The 18326-nt window shown below is 61.8% G+C and carries 19 protein-coding genes; 9 read left to right on the top strand and 10 right to left on the bottom strand.

Annotated features, from left to right (window positions below; translation table 11 throughout):
- Window positions 1–10: 10 nt before the first annotated feature.
- Window positions 11–1945 carry a cation:proton antiporter gene (locus HAD_RS02870; RefSeq protein ID WP_051595877.1) on the top strand — a complete coding sequence of 645 codons (1935 nt, stop codon included), beginning with the start codon at window positions 11–13 and terminating at the stop codon, window positions 1943–1945.
- Window positions 1946–2056: 111 nt separating this feature from the next.
- Here HAD_RS02870 and HAD_RS02865 read toward each other — a convergent pair whose 3' ends face one another.
- The gene (locus HAD_RS02865) at window positions 2057–2785 is read right to left on the bottom strand and encodes a M48 family metallopeptidase (protein ID WP_035569333.1); all 729 of its coding nucleotides are present in this window, start codon (window positions 2783–2785) and stop codon (window positions 2057–2059) included.
- A 69-nt stretch (window positions 2786–2854) separates the two neighbouring features.
- On the opposite strand from HAD_RS02865, the gene HAD_RS02860 reads away from it, so the two are divergent.
- From HAD_RS02860 to HAD_RS02815, 8 genes are all read left to right on the top strand, one after another.
- Window positions 2855–4474, top strand: coding sequence for a hypothetical protein (locus HAD_RS02860; RefSeq protein ID WP_035569332.1), 1620 nt, complete (start codon window positions 2855–2857; stop codon window positions 4472–4474).
- Between the two features lie 86 nt (window positions 4475–4560).
- Window positions 4561–5382 carry a TIGR00282 family metallophosphoesterase gene (locus HAD_RS02855; protein WP_035569331.1) on the top strand — a complete coding sequence of 274 codons (822 nt, stop codon included), beginning with the start codon at window positions 4561–4563 and terminating at the stop codon, window positions 5380–5382.
- A gap of 134 nt (window positions 5383–5516) precedes the next feature.
- On the top strand, window positions 5517–6314 hold the full coding sequence (locus HAD_RS02850; protein WP_035569330.1) for a hypothetical protein: 798 nt from the start codon (window positions 5517–5519) through the stop codon (window positions 6312–6314).
- The gene (locus tag HAD_RS18520; protein WP_156942139.1) at window positions 6301–7536 is read left to right on the top strand and encodes a hypothetical protein; all 1236 of its coding nucleotides are present in this window, start codon (window positions 6301–6303) and stop codon (window positions 7534–7536) included. Before HAD_RS02850 ends, HAD_RS18520 begins: the two co-directional genes overlap by 14 nt.
- 584 nt (window positions 7537–8120) lie before the next feature.
- The gene (locus tag HAD_RS02830) at window positions 8121–8504 is read left to right on the top strand and encodes a hypothetical protein (protein ID WP_035569326.1); all 384 of its coding nucleotides are present in this window, start codon (window positions 8121–8123) and stop codon (window positions 8502–8504) included.
- Window positions 8505–8690: 186 nt separating this feature from the next.
- Window positions 8691–9251, top strand: coding sequence for a carboxymuconolactone decarboxylase family protein (locus HAD_RS02825; protein WP_035569325.1), 561 nt, complete (start codon window positions 8691–8693; stop codon window positions 9249–9251).
- A 114-nt stretch (window positions 9252–9365) separates the two neighbouring features.
- Window positions 9366–9941 carry a TetR/AcrR family transcriptional regulator gene (locus tag HAD_RS02820; protein ID WP_035571507.1) on the top strand — a complete coding sequence of 192 codons (576 nt, stop codon included), beginning with the start codon at window positions 9366–9368 and terminating at the stop codon, window positions 9939–9941.
- Between the two features lie 105 nt (window positions 9942–10046).
- Complete coding sequence (locus tag HAD_RS02815; protein WP_035569324.1) at window positions 10047–10805, top strand: YebC/PmpR family DNA-binding transcriptional regulator; 759 nt, start codon at window positions 10047–10049, stop codon at window positions 10803–10805.
- Between the two features lie 15 nt (window positions 10806–10820).
- On the opposite strand, the gene HAD_RS02810 is transcribed toward HAD_RS02815, so the two are convergent.
- The 9 genes from HAD_RS02810 to hpf form a co-directional block, all read right to left on the bottom strand.
- Window positions 10821–11201, bottom strand: coding sequence for a GNAT family N-acetyltransferase (locus HAD_RS02810; RefSeq protein ID WP_162177463.1), 381 nt, complete (start codon window positions 11199–11201; stop codon window positions 10821–10823).
- Window positions 11202–11329: 128 nt separating this feature from the next.
- Complete coding sequence (gene lpdA, locus HAD_RS02805; protein ID WP_035569322.1) at window positions 11330–12736, bottom strand: dihydrolipoyl dehydrogenase; 1407 nt, start codon at window positions 12734–12736, stop codon at window positions 11330–11332.
- Window positions 12737–12833: 97 nt separating this feature from the next.
- On the bottom strand, window positions 12834–13199 hold the full coding sequence (locus HAD_RS02800; RefSeq protein WP_035569321.1) for a hypothetical protein: 366 nt from the start codon (window positions 13197–13199) through the stop codon (window positions 12834–12836).
- An 88-nt stretch (window positions 13200–13287) separates the two neighbouring features.
- Entirely contained in the window at window positions 13288–13959 is a 672-nt protein-coding gene (locus HAD_RS02795; protein WP_035569320.1) for a hypothetical protein, read from the bottom strand.
- Window positions 13960–14041: 82 nt separating this feature from the next.
- Window positions 14042–15541 carry a caspase family protein gene (locus HAD_RS02790; protein ID WP_035569319.1) on the bottom strand — a complete coding sequence of 500 codons (1500 nt, stop codon included), beginning with the start codon at window positions 15539–15541 and terminating at the stop codon, window positions 14042–14044.
- Window positions 15542–15612: 71 nt separating this feature from the next.
- Window positions 15613–16014 (bottom strand): hypothetical protein, encoded by a 402-nt coding sequence (locus HAD_RS18655; protein WP_035569318.1) that lies wholly within the window; start codon window positions 16012–16014, stop codon window positions 15613–15615.
- 46 nt (window positions 16015–16060) lie between these two features.
- The gene (locus HAD_RS02780) at window positions 16061–16882 is read right to left on the bottom strand and encodes a ferredoxin--NADP reductase (protein WP_035569317.1); all 822 of its coding nucleotides are present in this window, start codon (window positions 16880–16882) and stop codon (window positions 16061–16063) included.
- Between the two features lie 179 nt (window positions 16883–17061).
- Window positions 17062–17532 carry a PTS sugar transporter subunit IIA gene (locus tag HAD_RS02775; RefSeq protein WP_035569316.1) on the bottom strand — a complete coding sequence of 157 codons (471 nt, stop codon included), beginning with the start codon at window positions 17530–17532 and terminating at the stop codon, window positions 17062–17064.
- Between the two features lie 23 nt (window positions 17533–17555).
- Window positions 17556–18149 carry a ribosome hibernation-promoting factor, HPF/YfiA family gene (hpf, locus tag HAD_RS02770; RefSeq protein WP_035569314.1) on the bottom strand — a complete coding sequence of 198 codons (594 nt, stop codon included), beginning with the start codon at window positions 18147–18149 and terminating at the stop codon, window positions 17556–17558.
- Between the last annotated feature and the right edge of the window lie 177 nt (window positions 18150–18326).

The raw sequence follows: 18326 nt of genomic DNA, 5'->3' as shown, positions 1-18326 counted from the left end.
TGGGGCATATATGAACGGGATCGATTTTGCCCTGGCAAGCGTGGGGTCAAGCGAACTCATCTTTGCCTGCGCCCTGATCGGGGCGTTGGGGATTGGCGCGCAATGGCTCGCCTGGCGGCTGCAGGCCCCGGCCATCGTTCTGATGGCGCTGGCCGGCCTGGCCGTCGGTCCGCTATGGGCGGTGCTCTTCGGCGAGGCGCTGCTGGACCCTCAGCGCGTGTTCAATGGCGGCGGCAAGGAGCTGCTGCGCCCCATCGTGTCGCTGGCCGTGGCCGTGATCCTGTTCGAGGGCGGGCTGGTCCTGAAATTCGAGTCGCTGCGCGAAGCCGGCGCCGCCGTGCGCCGGATGGTCTTCCTCGGCGGGCCGCTGGCCTGGTTCCTCGGCACCCTTGCGGCGCGCTACACGGCCGGACTCGACTGGGGCAGTGCCGTCGTGTTTGCGGGCGTGCTGGTGGTTACCGGACCCACCGTGATCATGCCGCTTTTGCGCCAGTCCAAGCTGGGCGGCCGGGCAGGGGCCTTCCTGAAATGGGAGGGCATTGTCAACGACCCGGTCGGGGCCCTGTTTGCAGTCGCCGCGTTCGAGATCATCCGCGTCGCCGCCACCGGGGAATCCATTCTCGGCAAGGGCGCGATGATCGTCTTTGCGGTCGCGCTGGGCGTCGGCCTCGGCATCGCATTCGGCCTCGGCATGGTGCGGGCCTTCCGCCAGGGCTGGACGCCGGAATACCTGAAAGCGCCGATCATCTTCGCCTCCATCATCCTCTGCTACGCCATGGCGGAGATGATCGAGAAGGAAATCGGCCTCGTTGCCGTGACCGCCTTCGGCATGACGCTGGCCAATTCCCGCCTCGCGGGCCTCAACGAGCTGCGCAAATTCAAGGAAGACATTGCCGTCCTCCTCGTCTCGGGCGTGTTCGTGATCCTGACAGCCAATCTGACGCCGGACGTGATCCGCCGGGCACTGACCTGGAACACGCTGGCCTTCCTGATCGTGATGCTGTTCGTGGTGCGCCCGCTATCGGTGTGGATCGCCACGTTTGGCACGTTGAAGCGGAACGAGGCTCTGCTGCTGGGCTGGATCGCCCCGCGCGGTGTGGTCGCCGTGGCCGTCTCCAGCCTGTTTGCAACGCTGCTGTACGATCTCGGCCGGCAGGGCGATTCCAAATTCTACTTCTCCGGCGCCGAACAGATCACGCCGCTGGCCTTCGCCATGGTGTTCGCCACCGTTGTGCTGCACGGCTTTACCATCGGGCCACTGGCCCGGCGTCTGGGGCTCGCCCGCAAGGAGCGCCCCGGCGTGCTGCTGGTCGGCGTCAATCCGTGGAGCATCGATTTCGCCCGGACGCTCAAGGATATCGGCATCGAGCCGATCCTGGCGGACAATACGTGGCGTCGCCTCAGGCCCGCGCGCGAAGCCGGGCTCAGCACTTTCTTTGGGGAAGTCCTGTCGGAAGATGCCGAAGTGCGGCTCGACCATTCGGCCTTCGACCAGGTGCTCGGCCTGTCGGCCAACGAGCCATACAACGCGCTCGTTTCCAGCCATTTTGCGCCAGAGCTTGGCCGCCACAAAGTGTTCCAGCTGTCGGCGCAGGAAACCGAGGAAGACGACCACCGGACGCTGGGCCTTTCGACGCGCGGCCGCACGCTGATCCGCCGCGGGCGCAGCTATGACAGCCTGATCCGGGATCATTACCGCGGCTGGGAATTTTCCAAGACCCGCCTGACCGACACCTACGACATCGAGCATTTCAAGCGGGATCGCCCGAAGGCCGACATCGTTGCGGAATTGCGCCCGGACGGCGCGCTGAACTTCCTTGGCCCGCACCGTGAGGTGAAGGGCGGCGAAGGCGTGACGCTGATCAGCTTCGGTCCGCCGCGCGAGGCCGAGACGCCCGCCGTGGAGGCGGCCGAAACCCCTGACGAGACGACCGAGAAAGCCTGATCAACCGAGTTTCGGGTGTACCCTGAGTACAGGAACCGGATTCTGGTCTCAGGGTGTCAGGACCGTGCCATAGCCGGGCCCCGCCCGGGCAGGCCTTTGTTCCGGTGCGGATTATTCCCCGGCGGCCTGCAGGCCCGCGCCATGAGTGCGCAGCCAGGCGCGGTGGCGCTTCCAGTCCGGGCAGCATTTTGCCACCTGCGCCCAGAATTTTGCCGAATGATTCATCTCAAGGATGTGGGCGCATTCATGGGCGGCCACATAGTCCAGCACTTCCGGCGGGGCCATGACCAGCCGCCAGGAAAAGGACAGCTGCCCGTCATGGGTGCACGAGCCCCAGCGCGAGCGCGTGTCTTTCACCGAAATGCTCTTGTGGGCGACGCCAAGCGTTGCGCAATGGCGCTTGACCGAACGGGTCAGATCCGCCCTGGCCTGCTTCTTCAGATAGCGCGTCACGCGCAGGTCCATCGTTTCCGGATCACCCGGAACACTCAGTAATCTCGGGGAATTTTCGTCTTCTGCCCAGATTTTGGCGACGCGGCCCTCGCCTTCGGAGGTCAGCTGAAGCGGGGCGCCGCGATACTGGATCATGGCGCCTTCTTCGAACCGGACAGGCTCCGGCAGGTGTTGCAGGCGCATCGAGATCCAGTCTGCGCGCTCTGCGGCAAAGGCCGCGGCGTCCTTGATCTGGCGGCGGGACGGGGCGACCGCGACAGCTTCGCGGCGCCGTTCATCGAGGCGCAGGATCAGCCGACGGGCCTTGGCATTCACCTCGAACCTGACACGCACATGCTGCCCGTTCGGGGCACGCAATGTCATTGTCTGGCCATTGTTGTAGGTCATTGCTAAGACTTCCGCTCTAACGCCGGACGCGCGTGCATTCCAATACCCATTTATTCAGAGGGCCAACATATGAAATATTTGCTGACGGGCGTCGCCGCCATCACCATGCTTACGGCTTGCGGGCAGAAAGACAAGCCGGATGACGCTGCTGCGCCGTCAGGAATTGTCTTCTCCGAATCCAAGGTTCCGTCGTTCTCAGTCCATAAAGGGGATGCAGGATCTGCCGCTGCCGCCCTCGCCGCCATGTCGCTGGAAACACCTGGGTCCGGCAACGTCACCTGGGGTGACCGGACGCTGAACGGCGACAAGGCCGTTTTCACTGACGTGACGATCGTTACTTCGGCCTATGAAGGCGACGATGAAGACGAGGTGTCCGGGCTCGACGGTGCAGACCTGACGGTCGCGAAACTCGAACTCGACGGCCTGGCCATGCAGGAAGGCGCGCCGAGCTTTTCGCGCATCCTTCTCAGCGACATGACCTTCGTGCCGACCGACCCGGAAGAAGCCGAAAACGGCTCCGGCAAGATCGGCTCCATCGAACTGGTCAATCCTTCGCCGGAAACGGCCGGCTGGGTCGCCAGCCTGTTCTCCGAAGACGAGGTGCCAGACCTGCCGGAAGGCGATGCGCTGGCCTTTGACCAATGGGCCGTGAAAGACGTTGATTTCCGCATCGACGATCCGGACGGCGAGCAGGGCACCTTCACGATCGGCACGATCGAGGTGACCGGCCTGAAGGACCAGGCAGCCGCGCTGATGAAGCTCGACGGCCTGACCTTCGACATGACCGATCCGGTCGAAGACACCAACATGAAGTTCAATCTCGCCTCCGTCGAGATGCGCGGCGCCGATCTTGGCCTGCTGACGGACGCCTCCGAAGATGCCTCGGATCCGGAAGAGGTCTCGCAGATGATGAACCTTGCCGGGCAGGACCCGGCCAATCCGGGTTATGAATCGCTGACGCTCAACGGCTTCGACATGAACCTGGCCGGTGTGAAGGTCGACATGCCGAAACTCGTCTCCGCCGTTGGCCGGGACAAGAAGAATTCCGTCGTCGCGGTGAAGACCGAACCGTTCAAGGTTTCTCTCACCACGGATGAAGGCAAGTATGGCGATCAGCTGGCTGGCCAGCTGGCCATGCTGGGCTATGAGACGCTGGAACTGTCCGGCGCCGGATACCAGACCTATGACGAGACCACCGATCTCACGACCTATGTCAAAGGCCAGAACTTCTGGGAGCTGAAGGACGGGTTCCGCATCGATTTCGGCGCGCAATATGCCGGAGCAAAAGAGATGGCCGCGGCCGGGGCGTCCGACGATCCGTCCGACATGCTGGGCGACACGCTCGACAACATGATCATCCACAATATGGAACTGGTGGTCGATGATGACGGCTTCATGGACCGGGCCTTCAATGCCTATGCCGCCCAATCCGGGCAGGACCCGCAGGAAATCCGCAACCAGCTGACCGGCATGCTGGCCATGGCGCCGATGATGGCGGCGGGCAGCGGCATCGATGCCGAGCTGCTGACCGAGGCCTCCACGGCCCTGTCCAGCTTCGTGTCCGATCCCAAGACACTGACCATCAAGCTCGCCCCGATTGAGCCGCTGGCCATGTCGACGCTGGCGGAGATGGAAGATCCGTCCGCCCTGACCAAGGAGTCGCTCGGCTTCTCCGCCGCCAACGAGTAAGCGGCCCTCAAAACCAGACCGGCGCGCGCATCCATCTGGGTGCGCGCGCTTTTCTTTTTGGCGGGCCGGGTGCATAGCGTACCGCCATGAAAATCGCATTCTTCGGAGACGTCGTCGGAAAACCCGGCCGCCAGGCCGTGCTGGACCATTTGCCGGGCCTGAAGGCCCGCCTGCGGCTCGACTTTGCCATTGTGAACGCTGAGAACTCAGCTGGCGGCTTCGGCCTGACCAGCGCCATTGCGGAAGAGTTCTTCAATGCCGGGGCCGATTGCCTGACGCTTGGCGACCATGCCTGGGACCAGCGCGAAGCCCTGACCTATATCGAGCGGGAGCCGCGCCTCCTGCGCCCGATCAATTATCCGCCCGCCGCCAACGCGCCGGGGAAGGGGGCCCATCTCTATTCCCTGCCGGATGGCCGCCGCGTCGGCGTGATCCAGGCGCAGGGCAATGTGTTCATGAAACAGACGCTGGCCTGCCCGTTCGACGCGGTGGACGCCGCGCTCGATTCCATGCCGCTGGGCGCCGTGGCCGATGCCATCGTGGTCGACATGCATTGCGAGGCAACGTCAGAGAAGATGGCCATGGGCCACCATTGCGACGGCCGGGCCAGCCTCGTCGTCGGCAGCCACACCCATGTGCCCACCGCCGACACGATGATCCTCGAAAGCGGCACCGCCTACCAGACCGATGCCGGCATGTGCGGCGACTATGACAGCGTCATCGGCATGCAGAAACAGATCTCGCTCTACCGCTTCCAGACCCAGCTGCCCGGCGAACGCTACCAGCCCGCCCTCGGCGAAGGCACCCTCTGCGGCACCTATGTCGAAACCGACGACCGCACGGGCCTCGCCATCCGTGTAGAGCCGATCCGGATGGGTGGCAGGCTGAGCGAGATTGTGCCGGGCTAGAGTGGGCGATCGGCGAAGTCCGCCAATGTTTACTGAGGGACAATTTGTTTCAGGGGATTGAATTCCATCTAAGTGAGCATATGCTTTGGTCTATGGAGGCTTCTACTTGCGGTTACTGTTGGGCGGGCGCGTAAATGAATCTGTTTCGTGAATGGTTGCGGCAACAAGAGCGACCTCAGTGGGATTTGCTACCGCTTACGCATATCACGAAAGCATATTCCGCTCAAAAGATCGCGCTGGCGGAAAAGTTAGTGCCTACTAGATGTCATGTCTTTGAAAAAGATATTCTGTACTCGTTCTATGGCCGCGCAGCATATAAGGTTCATGGAGACGGTGCGGTAAAGCTGGAGGGCGCGTGCCCAGTATGCTTTGTGTTGAATGGTGAGCTTCTGGCGAAAGCCGCTGCGGTGCATCCGTTTGACACGGGGGCGTACAGCAGTCGACTGTATAAGCACGTTTTTGCGGATGAGTTGGAGGTCAAAGATTTTGAGATTTCGGGAGATACCGGGATACCGAACGCTTTGGTCCGAAAGTTTTTCCAAGATCAGGAGAGTTACTTCGTCGGGGACACCTCAAAAATTCCGAGCCCGGAGGAAGTTTGCTCAGTTGAGCACCTAACTGTGCGCGCATACCACGAGTTGGTGACCTCAAAAGGTAGAAATGAGCCTGATGATAGAGTCTATTCTGTCGAGGTGGCGTTCGGTGATGAGATCGAATTTCAAAGGGGTTCACTGCTGGCGGTGATTGTTCCGCACACCCTTTGGGACGCAAATGCAAAAGCAACCTATTTCAAAAAGCTGGAAGAATTGGGGGCGATGATCGTGCCGTATGAATTCTTCCCAGGAAAGGACCCCTCATACTATCAAGCACTTCTGGAGGGACAGCTCCGAGAGTTGTTTCGGGCTTTAGGGTATTTCGATGAGAAATCCTGACGGCGTGATGTTTTTAGTTGGGTGGGCTCCACTTTCGCGCGCGGAAATTGGATTTCAGGTTCCGCTATTCTCGTCAGGTGCGGATGACCTCATCTTTGTTCAAAGCTGTCATAACGGAAGGATCTCAGGGTTTCGTCAGCTTGTTGAGTTTGGCGAAGCGAACTGTAGTGACAAGTTTCCGGAGGTTTGCGCTCGGTTAGGTGGGGATCAGATCGTCGTTTATCGTTCGAGCAAAGGGGAGCTCCTCGCGGGTACCATTCCACAGTTGCGTATTGATCTTGTCGCCGATCAAGAAGTGATGAGGTCGGAGAATGCGGGCCTTGCTCTTCAGCTGTCGCATGTTCTTGGTGACGAAGAGGCTGTCATTGCCACTCGAAAAATAGTGCATCAGCGTGGACTTATTGAGAACTCTCCGTTTTCTTCACGAATGTATATGAGCTCAGTAGCTCGACAGGTCGCATGGCGCCAAATAGAGCGCTCGTTGGAGAACCCTGAGGAGATCGTGCAGTTTCGGCAGAATTTGAGTGCGTTTCACTATTATGTGTCAGAATCCGGAGAGGTTTTGTTCGAGCAGGTCTCAGATCAAATAATGTTGGATAATCAGATTGTGGAGTCCGCAAGAACTTCTGCGCAATCTTACGTTACAAAAGTTTTTGGAGAATCTGGGTCGCCTTACCAGAAAAGTGAAAACGAAGAGTTAGCCTCTATCTACCGCCAGCTTCGTAATTTAAGTCGGGCTGGGCGCCAAGAGACTCGGCTGGCGCTTCTCATGCAGCTCATTCTTGAGTCACCACACAGGACATTCAAGATATTCGATCTGTATACAGATCGAGGGCAATACACGAGACAAGTTATCGCGCTTCTTCGGAGCGTGTTCCAGCGGCCGGATTTTGAACTGACACCTGATGCTATCGAGGAAGTTATAGCGGCCTATGTCCCTAGGTTTTATAGTATGTCATACTATGGAAACCGTGGGGTCCTTTTGGAGAAACTCGCAAAGAACTTATCTCCGTATAAGAAAATAGTGAGAGCGGTATATAGGAAATTTGAGTCAAGTCGCTCTAGGGATGTGCTGGAAAATTCTGTAGCGATCCGTCGTGCGCTTGCTGGAAATAGTCAGTTGAGAAAGCTGATGCTTGATGATGAAACGGTTGATGCGAATCAAAACTCTATCTCGCGTCAAGACGCTCAGAATCCTCTGCGCGCGCAGGGAGAAAAGTAAATCCATCCAACATCTTCACGGTCTGATTTATGCCGCGTGTTATGATGCCCTTTCAGTTAGGATTTCTGTATGGTCAGAACCGGAGGGCTGCCCCTCAGAGCACCGCAGCCGTATCTGCTTCAGAAAGCGCGGCGCGGGGGGAGCGGAGCGATACCCACCGTTCGGGTGCGCGGCGGGCGCGGTCTGGTTGGTATCGGCGTTGCCTCAACCCACCCTACGGGCTGGCTATCTCTGAACGGGGCGGCGGAGGTGTCATGATCTGGTGCGTGCACCGGGGGTGACGTGCGTGCGGAGAGGTTTGGAGATGGGTCCCCGGACAGCTTCGCCGTCGGGGATGACGCGTGTGGGGGGCGGGCGCGTGGTTCCGGCTGGCCCGGTATGATCCATCATAGTCCGGTATCGTCATGGCAAGTCATGCCAGATCATGACGTGGTCAGATTTTGTCCTGTGCCAGTCATGCTGAGCGACGTCAAAGCACGCACGCGGCAGCTTATCCACCACCCCACGCCCCCAAACCTGCCGCCGACATTGCCGTGAAAAGAAATTCATCCGACACCTCCGTGTCCGGATGTATAGTCCGGCACATGTCGCTGTTTTGTCCGCCTGCCGGTTTCCCGGCGCATCTTGCCGTGTTCTGGCCCTTTATCTGGGCGCAGATCCTGGTGATGCGCGCCTGGGTGCGGGCTGCCTATGGGAAGGGCACGCTCTATCGCTGGAGCGTGACGCCCCATGGCCGCGTCTTCGTCACAGAGATTGTCTGGGTGCCGGGCGAGGGGGAGGCGGCGCCTGCTCTCGTGCTGCCGCGCCTCGCCGCGCGGGCGCAGGCCCGGATCGCGGCCCTGACGGGCGACACGCTCACCCCACCTGAAACCCGCCCCGGCCAGCTGCCCTTCACCGGCAGGACGGCTGGCGAAGCCGCGCCTGCGGCTGTGGCCCCGGAGGGCGGCCTGCCTCGGCCGGACACCTGACGCGGCCTCACACCCTCGAAAACCAAGCCCATCCCACCAAGCGCCTTTACGGGCGCCGCAGGTGCTGGCGATCACGCTTTTGAGAGCGCCCTTGTTTTGAACCGAACGATCGGTACATAAGCCGGGTCGAAAGACAGAAACCTCCCATCGTCCCCCTGACGACCTAACGACTAAAAGGAAATTCTCATGTCCCGTATCCCGACCCCCGCGACGATCGAAGACGCCCCGGCCGCAGCCCATGCCGGCCTCAACGGTGTGAAAGCCGCGCTCGGCATCGTGCCGAACCTCTACCGCCTGACGGCTAACAGCCCGGCCGCCCTGGACGGCCTGCTGTCGTTCAACGGTGCCCTCGGCAAGGGCCAGCTGCCGGCCGCCACGCGGGAGCGCATCGCGCTCGCCATCGCGAACGTCAATGGCTGCTCCTACTGCAACTCGGCCCACTCCTACATCGCGGCCAACATGCTGAAACTGCCGGAAGACGAGATCATCCGCGCCCGCGGTGGCCGCGCCTCCGATGCGAAAGCGGATGCCGCTGTGGTGCTCGCCCGCAAGGTCGCCGTCGCCCGCGGCGCCGTGAAAGACACCGACCTGGCCGAAGCCCGCGCGGCTGGCCTGTCGGACGGTGAACTGGTGGAAGTTGTCGGCCACGTCGCCCTCAACGTCTACACCAACTACCTCAACGAGGTGTTCGGCACCGAGATCGACTTCCCGGTCGTCACCGCCGAGCGCATTGCCGAACCGGCCTGAAGTCAAAGCTGAGGAAGCGCCAACAGGGGGAGGGCGGCCAGACGGGCTGCTCTCCCCCGCATGCTGGCTGAAATGCACTTTGATTTTCCCGGTCAATTGCGGAAGGGTGCGCCGATGACAACCGCTGCCAGATCTTCCCAGTCGCGGGACGAGATTGTCCGCAAACTGTTCGACCTGTTCCGCCACCGCGGCTTCGAGGGCGCGGCCCTGTCGGACATTTCGGAGGCGACCGGGCTCGGCCGGTCCAGCCTCTATCACCACTTCCCGGGCGGGAAGGACGAGATGGTGTCCGCCGTCGCTGATTTCGCCCATCGCCAGATCGAGACGAACATCCTCGCCCCGCTTGCCGGGGAGGGCGATCTGGCCGACCGGGTGGAAGCGATGCTCGCGACGACCCGCGAAATGTATGATTGCGGGCGCGAGCCCTGCCTGGTGGCCAGCCTCATGGTCTCGCCCGGCCTCGCGCCGGACTCTGCCGGGAAAGTGCAGGCCATCCTGAAGGACTGGATCGCCGCGCTCGCCGCCGCGCTGGAACAGGCAGGCATTCCCGCAGCCGAGGCAAAGCGCCGGGCCACGGCCGCCATTATCGACATCCAGGGCGCCCTGCTGGTGGCCCGCGCCAGCAGCGACACCGGCGTTTTCAGCGATGCCATGGAGACGGCCCGCAAGGACCTGCTCGCGCCTGCCTGATGTATTGGCCTGAGATCAGCGCCTGATTGCCCCGGCTTGGCCTTGGCGCGCCCATGCGCTAAAGCCCTGCCTTTCCAGTTTCGAACCGCTGCCGAGAGGGTTTTCATGGCCGGCCACAGTAAATGGGCAAATATCCAGCACCGCAAAGGCGCACAGGACAAGAAGCGCGCCGCGCTGTTCTCGCGCCTGTCCAAGGAGCTCACCATCGCGTCGAAAATGGGCGGTCCCGATGCGGACGCCAATCCGCGCCTGCGTCTGGCCATCCAGAACGCCAAGGGCCAGTCGATGCCCAAGGACAATATCCAGCGCGCCATCGACAAGGGCCAGGGCGGCGGCGGCGAAGACTATATGGACATCCGCTATGAGGGCTTCGGCCCCGGCGGTGTCGGCATCATCGTGGAAGCCTCCACCGACAACAAGAACCGCGCCGCGACCGACATCCGCACCGCCTTTTCCAAGAATGGCGGAAACCTTGGCGAGACGGGCTCTGTTTCTTTCAGCTTCGACCAGGTCGGCGAAATCGAATATCCGCCGGAAGCCGGCAGCGAGGACGAAATCATGGAAGCCGCCATCATGGCTGGCGCCCAGGATGTCGAATCCGATGAAAGCGGCCACTTCATCTACACTGCCCGCGAAGACCTGCAGACGGTGGCCGACGCGCTGACCGAGCATTTCGGGGAAGCGGTTGAGGCGAAATCGACCAAGCTGATCTGGAAGCCGCAGAACACGGTGCCGGTCGAGGGCGACGCCGCCGACACGCTGATGAAGCTGCTCGACGTGCTGGACGATCTCGACGACGTGTCGAACGTCTACGACAATTCCGAACTGTCGGACGAGGAAGCCGCCCGCCTCGCGGGCGAGTGACGCCGTCAGAGCTGCCTAAGGGCTGACGAGGCGGATCTGGCTGCGGCCTTTGTCTTCGCCGGCCGAGGCGGCGACATGCCACCCGAGCGCTTCATAGGCCTTGCGGGCGCCGAAATTCTGGGTGTCGACATCCAGCGTCAGCGGCTGTCCCGCTTCTTCCCGCGCGACCTCCAGCAGGCCGCGGCCAACGCCGCAGAAGCGCCAGTCTTCATGCACGAAGATGTGGTCGATATAGGCGTCGTGCGGCTGCAGGGTGAGAAAGCCGATGATGCCGGCATTCGGCTCTTCGGCGACCCAGATCTTCGCGCCGGGCAGGGACCGGATCAGCCGGGCCACATAGGGTCGGGGCGCGCCGCGCCACGGGAACTTGCGCAGGCACGACATGAAGATCGACATGCAGGCCTGCCCGTCGCTCGTTTCATATTTGCGTATGTGCCAGCCGGCTCCGGCATGAATGTACATGCCCTAAAAGTAGCAACACAATTTCGCGCGTCCACCGTTTCTCGGCTGTGGACGCTGCAAAACTACATCTGCATCGTCCAGCCTTCGACGCCCATGGCGGCCTGACGGATGGCTTCCGACAGGGTGGGGTGGGCGTGGCAGGTGCGGGCAATGTCTTCCGAAGCGGCGCCGAATTCCATGGCAACGCACAGCTCGCCGATCATCTCGCCGACGCACGGGCCCATCAGGTGGGCGCCGAGAATGCGGTCGGTTTTCTTGTCGGCCAGGATTTTCACGAAGCCGGTGGTTTCGTGGTTCGTGCGGGCGCGGGAGTTGGCCATGAAGGGGAACTTGCCCTTCACATATTCAACGCCTTCTTCCTTCAGCTGGTCTTCCGTCTTGCCGACCCAGGCGATTTCCGGGTTCGTGTAGACGACGCTCGGCACCAGGTCATAGTCGACATGGCCCGCCTTGCCGGCGATCAGTTCGGCCACGGCTGTGCCGTCATCTTCAGCCTTGTGGGCCAGCATCGGGCCGTGAATACAGTCGCCGATCGCCCAGACGCCGTCTGCGGCCTTGAAGTGACCGTCTGTCACCTGCACGACGCCGCGCTTGTCGGTTGTGACACCGACATTTTCCAGGCCGAGGCCGTCTGTGTACGCACGGCGGCCGACGGCGACGATCACGACATCGGCGTCCAGCGTTTCCGTCTCACCGCCCTTGGCCGGCTCCATGGAGAGTTTCAGCTTGGACTTCATCTTTTCGACGCCGGTCACTTTCTGGCCGAGGCGGAAGGTGAGGCCCTGCTTCTTGAAGGTGCGCTGAGCTTCCTTGGCGATTTCGCTGTCGGCGCCCGGCATGATGCGGTCGAGATATTCCACCACGGTCACTTCGGCGCCGAGGCGGGACCAGACCGAGCCCATCTCAAGGCCGATGACGCCGGCGCCGATCAGGATGAGGCGCTTCGGCACGGTGGTCAGTGACAGGGCGCCGGTGTTCGTCACCACGCGCTCCTCGTCGATTTCGATACCCGGCAGGCTGACCGGTTCGGAGCCGGTGGCGATGACGATGTTCTTTGTTTCCAGCGTCTTCTTCGAACCGTCGGGGCCTTCGACGTCCACCTTGCCCGGACCGGCGATCTTGCCGCGGCCCTTGATGTATTCGGCATTGTTTTTCTTGAACAGGAATTCGATGCCCTTGGTCAGGCCTTCGACGGTCTCGTCCTTCTGGGCGATCATCTTCTCGATATCGACGTCCAGCTTGCCCGTCTTGATACCCATGGATTCGAAGTCTTCCTGGGCTGCGCGGAACATGTCCGACGTGTGCAGGAGGGCCTTGGACGGAATACAGCCGACATTCAGGCAGGTGCCGCCCAGCTTGCCGCGGGATTCGATACAGGCAACCTTCAGCCCGAGTTGTCCTGCGCGGATCGCGCAATTGTAGCCGCCGGGGCCGCCACCGATGATGACGACGTCATAGGTCTCTGCCATGGGAAATTCTGCCTTGCGAAAAGGGGCCTGAGGATTCGAGCGCCAACCTAGGCATTTACGCCCTGAAATCAATGCGCCCTTGGTAGGGAGCGCAGCTTCAACTGCGTGGCAGGATAAATAGCAGGCCCATCAGCACAACAAGGATGCCCGAAAACACCGCTTCATCCATCCAGAGCACCGAATTGGCCCCCGAAAAGATCATCGAGGCGGCCAGAAGCACGAAAACCCCCACGCCGATCAGGCTGAGCAGGGCGCCAAATGGTTTGCCAAAGCCCGCCAGCAAGCCGCCAGCTACCGCGACCAGCGTTCCGGCAATCCGCAACAGGCTGGTCGGGGGGGAGAGGAGGGCATCGGACAGCGGGCTGCCGCGGGAAACGATCACATTCACCGTATGAATGCCGCCCCAGAGCAGCCAGGCGGCGATCACCGCGAGCGCAAAACCGGCCAGACGTCGTAAAGCCATGACAACCCTCCCATGGTCGTTTTCCGGCCAGCATACGCGATGTCACAGGAAAGCGAAGCGGTTTCCGGGCCGGGCGGACCGGGCCGGATCAGGCGAGGCCGCGGGCTTCCAGCACCTTCTGACGGCGCGCGGCGGCCTTGCGGCCGTGATGGGCAAAGCTGGCCCGCTGGCGGGCCACGGCGGCCGGAACGAAGCCGGGCCGGGTCTTGGGCTGGCCGAACACATGCTTGCGCACGACGATCGACTCGTCGTCATTGGCGGATTGCTGCACCACGATGGTCTGCACCATGGGGGCGGCTTCTTCGGGCTGGGGCCGGGCTTCAACCTGCTCTGCCTTGCGGGCAGGGCGGTAGCGCAGTTCCCAGACGGCAAACAGCAACAGGACGCCAACCGCGCCGAGACCGGCCACACCGCCTTCGGCGATGCTCGGGTTTTCCCACCAGCCGGGTTCGAAGGTGACGAGGTAGAAAACAGGAAAACCGGCGCCCATGCCGCAGATATACCAGGCGACAGCGCCCCGGCGGCGGGCGGACACCATGGCCGCCGCGCAGTAGAAGCAAAGTGCGGCCAGCAGATAGGGACCGCCATTGTCGATTCCCAATTGGCGCCAGTTCACGGTGGCAAGGCCATCGGCCAGCTGGTCATGCGCCAGCCAGCTGACGGCCATCATGATCGAGGGCCAGCGCACGGCTGTCAGCGCGCCAAAGGCAAAGGCGATCGCAAAACAGGTAATCAGGATGGCGATAAACTGACGGAGCATGCTTAACGCCGTACCACGCGCGTGGTGACGATCCGCTGAACACAATCGATGAAATTTGTTCAGTTTCGCCGATCGGGCAGATTTATTCCGCCGGGTCGCCGACCGCGTCGAACATCAGCCCGATACAGGTTTCAGGCTCGATCACGAAATCGGGGATATATTTTCCGGTTTCCGGGTCCAGCCTGTATTCCACCTTGCGGTCCTCGCCCTTGATCGGGCCGGTGTAGCGGTAGTCGACATAGAAGACGTCGCTGCTGGTCCGGGAGGCCTCGATCGTGCCTTCCAGAATGCAAGGCTGCAGATCGTCATAGGCCGCGCCGCTTGTGTCTTCGAGCGTCTCGACATCGGCCCGCACCTTGGGGCCGTCCGGCGTGATCTCGATCAGGGTCTGCAGGCTGGCCGTATAGCCCTGCGCCGTATAGCCGGCCTGCACCATCATGGTCGGATAGTTCAGGAGGCCGGTGCGCAGCGAATAGTCCGGCGGCATGCCGAAGCCATTGCCGAAGCCAAGGTTCGGCCACTCGCCGATGATCTCGCCATCCTTGATGTAATGGGCCGCGACATAGCCGGCGGAGACATGCGCGTCTTCGCGGTTCTGCGCCTTGGAAACGAGGGCGATATAGTCGTCAAACTGGACGGCAAAGGCGGGCGAGACGTCAAACGTCTCTCCGTCGTCATTCTTCACAACGGCCTTGTCGGACTTGCCGTAGACCGTGTTGAAGGCCCGGTCGAGTTCGGTACCGCTCATGACCAGTTCGAACGGTTCGGGGCGCTCTGTGACCGCGGGTTTCTCGCAGGCGGCGAAGCAGAACTCGTTGTAGAGGAGGTTGTTGGTCCAGGGCAGCTGGCTGCGATTGGTCCGCCCGGCGACGCGGCGCTGCGCGGCGGCAAACGCGTCTTCGGCTTTCTGTCCCGGCCGCCGGATCTCCTCGGCCAGGACTGGCGCATAGACGCCTTCCTTGGCCACATCATCCAGCCCCGTGGCATAGGCGATCAGCATGTCCGGCTTTGCTTCGACCCGGGAGAGGCCTTTGACGGCGGCCTTGTATCCTGAAAAGCCCGGGACATTGCGGCAGGCATCGAAGACCATGAAGACGGCCCGGGCCCCGGTTGCGGCAAAGCCGTCGCGCTGGGTCTGCATGTCGAGGCCGTAAAAGGCGAGATCGGAGGCGGCGACGAGTTCCGCATCCACGCCCAGCAGGTAGGAATCCCCGCTTTCCGGGTGCTGGGCGCCATGGCCGGTATAGTAGACGAAGGCCACGGCATCCGGGCCCGCCATGTCGACCTTGCGGCGGAAGGCGTTCAGCGTCGTGGCGAGGTCGCGCTTGTTGAGGTCATGGGCGCGGGTGACATCGAACCCCGTGTCGATCAGGGCGCTGGCGATGGCGTCCGCTTCCTGGCCGGCGCTTCCGACGCGTGAGAGGTCTCCGCTGTAATTGGTCTGGGAGATGACCAGGCCGAGGCGTGTCTCTGCGAACGCGGCTGCCGGCAGCAGGAGGAGGCACGCACAGGCCAATACAGTGCGGGCCAGAACGGGGCGGGCAAGAATGGTCCGCCAGAAATGCTTTAGTCGCTTCGCCACGTCAGATCCTCCCACACGGGAAGAAGCTAGCCGTATGGTTAAACCGCGTCGAGAGGCAACGGCCGTTCCGGTCAGGCTTCGGCGAACGGCACGATCCGTGTGGCCAGGAAGGTCGCGATGATCGGGACCAGCAGGCCGCCAGCGACCATCCAGGTCGGGTGGGTGACCGACAGGAGCACGGCAATGGTCAGCAACAGGACAGCGCCGGCGACCACGAGGGCGGAGCGGCGGGCCCCGTTGGAGATGCGCAGCGCGGCCCAGACGCCAACCAGTGCGCCCAGGAACCAGGAAAGCACCACCATGGCCTTCGCCCCGACCGGGGCGGCGGCAACCGCGTCGCGGAGCTGTTGTGGGGAAGGATTTGCCGGTAGTTCGGGTTCCGGAAACAGGAAGTGGCCCACCGTCTGAACGAGGGCAACGACCAACATGGCCAGCACGATTCCTACGACGGCGCCTGTCAGCTTGCGCGTCATAATCAGCCTCCCAGCTAAAGAGGCCGATTAAATGCCACGGCTATGGCTAACCCGCAAATGCCTTTTCTATAACGAATTCAGCGGGTGCGGCGTTCGAACCCTCTGTCAGACCGGCCTTGATCATGCGGGCCTTGGTGTCCTGGATCATCTCCATTGAGCCGCAGATCATGCCCCGGTCCGTGGTAGGGTCGAGCGGCGTAACACCCAGATCTTCAAAGAGTTTTCCGGAACCTATCAGATCCGTGATGCGGCCCTGATGTTCGTGCGGTTCCCGCGTGCAGGACGTGTAAAGGCGGAGCTTTCCTTCCACCATTTCCCCTACGAGAGGGTCGTTAATCAAATCGGCCACCAAATTGTGAGAATAAGTCAGTTCTGCCACTTCCCGGCACGTATGGGTGACAATTACCTCGTCATATCGCTCATAAGTCTCGGGGTCGCGCACCAGGCTCGCGAACGGCGCAAATCCCGTCCCTGTAGAAAACATGTAGAGCCGCTTGCCTGGCAGGAGAGCGTCCAGCACCAGCGTCCCGGTCGGTTTTTTGCCCAGCAGCACCTTGTCGCCCGGCTGGATATGGCAGAGCCGGGAGGTCAGCGGGCCGTCCGGCACCTTGATGGAGTAAAACTCGAGTTCCTCGTCCCAGGCGGGGGAGGCGATCGAATAGGCGCGCAACAGGGGACGCCCGTCTTCCTTGGGCAGGCCGATCATTACGAATTCGCCTGAACGGAAACGGAAACTGCGCGGGCGGGTAATACGGAAACGGAACAGCCGGTCGGTGTAGTGTTCGACCGAAAGGACGGTTTCCTCCGTCGGCGCATTCGGATTCACACGAGCTGCCCCAGTGGCGGCTCCGGTCGCGTCAGCGGACATGGCAGACCCCTTATCGATATCAGTCAGCGGCAGATACTATCGCACGTCATGATTGCAATGTGGCAGATGAACGCTTCAGAAATACTCAACAGTCGGCGGAGCCCGCAGGCAGGCCGAGGGCACAAAAAAGCCCGCTGGAAGTGTCCGGCGGGCTTTTTTATTTCGGAGGTCAGGCCGTGTCAGACCGAAGGTTCGGCCGCTTCCCGGCAGACCACGGCGCGGACGTCTTCTTCCGTGCGTGCCTCGCGCAGGGCATCGCGAACGGCGCCCTGACGGAAAACGCGTGAGACCTGGGCCAGTGCCCGAAGATGGTCCGCTCCAGCGGTTTTCGGGGCCAGCAGCATGAAGATCAGGTCACAGGGGCGCTCGTCGATGGCCTCGAAATCGACGCCTTCATCGAGCCGCAGGAAGCCGCCAACCGGCTTTTCAAGCCCGTCGACGCGGGCGTGCGGGATCGCAACGCCTTCACCGACGCCAGTTGATCCCAGCCGTTCGCGTTCCATCACGGCATCCTCGATCTGGCGCGCACCGAGGCCGGTTGCTTCGGCCAGGCCTTCTGCCAGAGCGTGAATCGCCTGTTTTCGGCTCGTCGCGTTAAACGACGGCAGGATAACCCCGCCTTCAAGCAGGGAACTCAGATCGGTCGCCATGTAACTCGCTTCCGTTGGCCGCCTCAGTTTCTTGAGGCGTCTGCTGGATCCACCCAACCAATGTGCCCGTCCGGTCGGCGGTACACCATATTAAGACGATCATGGCCAGCATTTCTGAACATGAGTGCCGGAACTTCCTGCAGCTCCAGCTGCATCACTGCCTCAGAAACGCTCATCGTCCGGATGTGAACGGCCGTTTCCGCGACGGTCAGCGGGGTGTCGTCAGAGGCCTCGGGCAGTTCTTCGTCGGCTTCGGAATCGTATCCGTTGACGTGGATGACAGATTCGGCGGCAGGCTCGGATGGCAGGGTCGTATTGCCGGCATGATGGTCCTTCAGGCGGCGCTTGTAGCGGCGCACGCGCTTTTCCATCTTGTCGAGGCTGTCTTCCAGCGCCGCGTACGGGTCGCCCGCCTTGCCGGTCGATTGCAGGATGATGCCGGAAGGCAGGTGGACGTTGCAGTCCACTTCCACAAACGGGCCTTGCTGGGATACGAAGACGCGGGCGTCGCCGGTTCGATTGAAATACTTACTGACCGCTGCTTCGAGCCCTGTTTCGATCCGGCCCCGAAGAGCGTCACCGAGATCCATATGCTTGCCAGTAATCTGTATCTGCACGAGCGGTCTCCTTCTTTTAGCTGGCCATTATGGCCCAGAACATCGCGTGATGCGACTCCTACAGAAGAGATGGGCAAGACTTTCGTCAGCAAAAGAGGGTGCGGCGTTACTTTCCATCCACTCGCGTATCAGGCGTGGAGGCGGAGCCCCATTTCCCTGTTTGACAGGTGCGCCGGG

It is taken from the genome of Hyphomonas adhaerens MHS-3 (assembly GCF_000685235.1).
Lineage (GTDB): Bacteria > Pseudomonadota > Alphaproteobacteria > Caulobacterales > Hyphomonadaceae > Hyphomonas > Hyphomonas adhaerens.
Note: the sequence above shows the minus strand (reverse complement) of the source record. Positions and strands in the feature narration are given on the sequence as shown.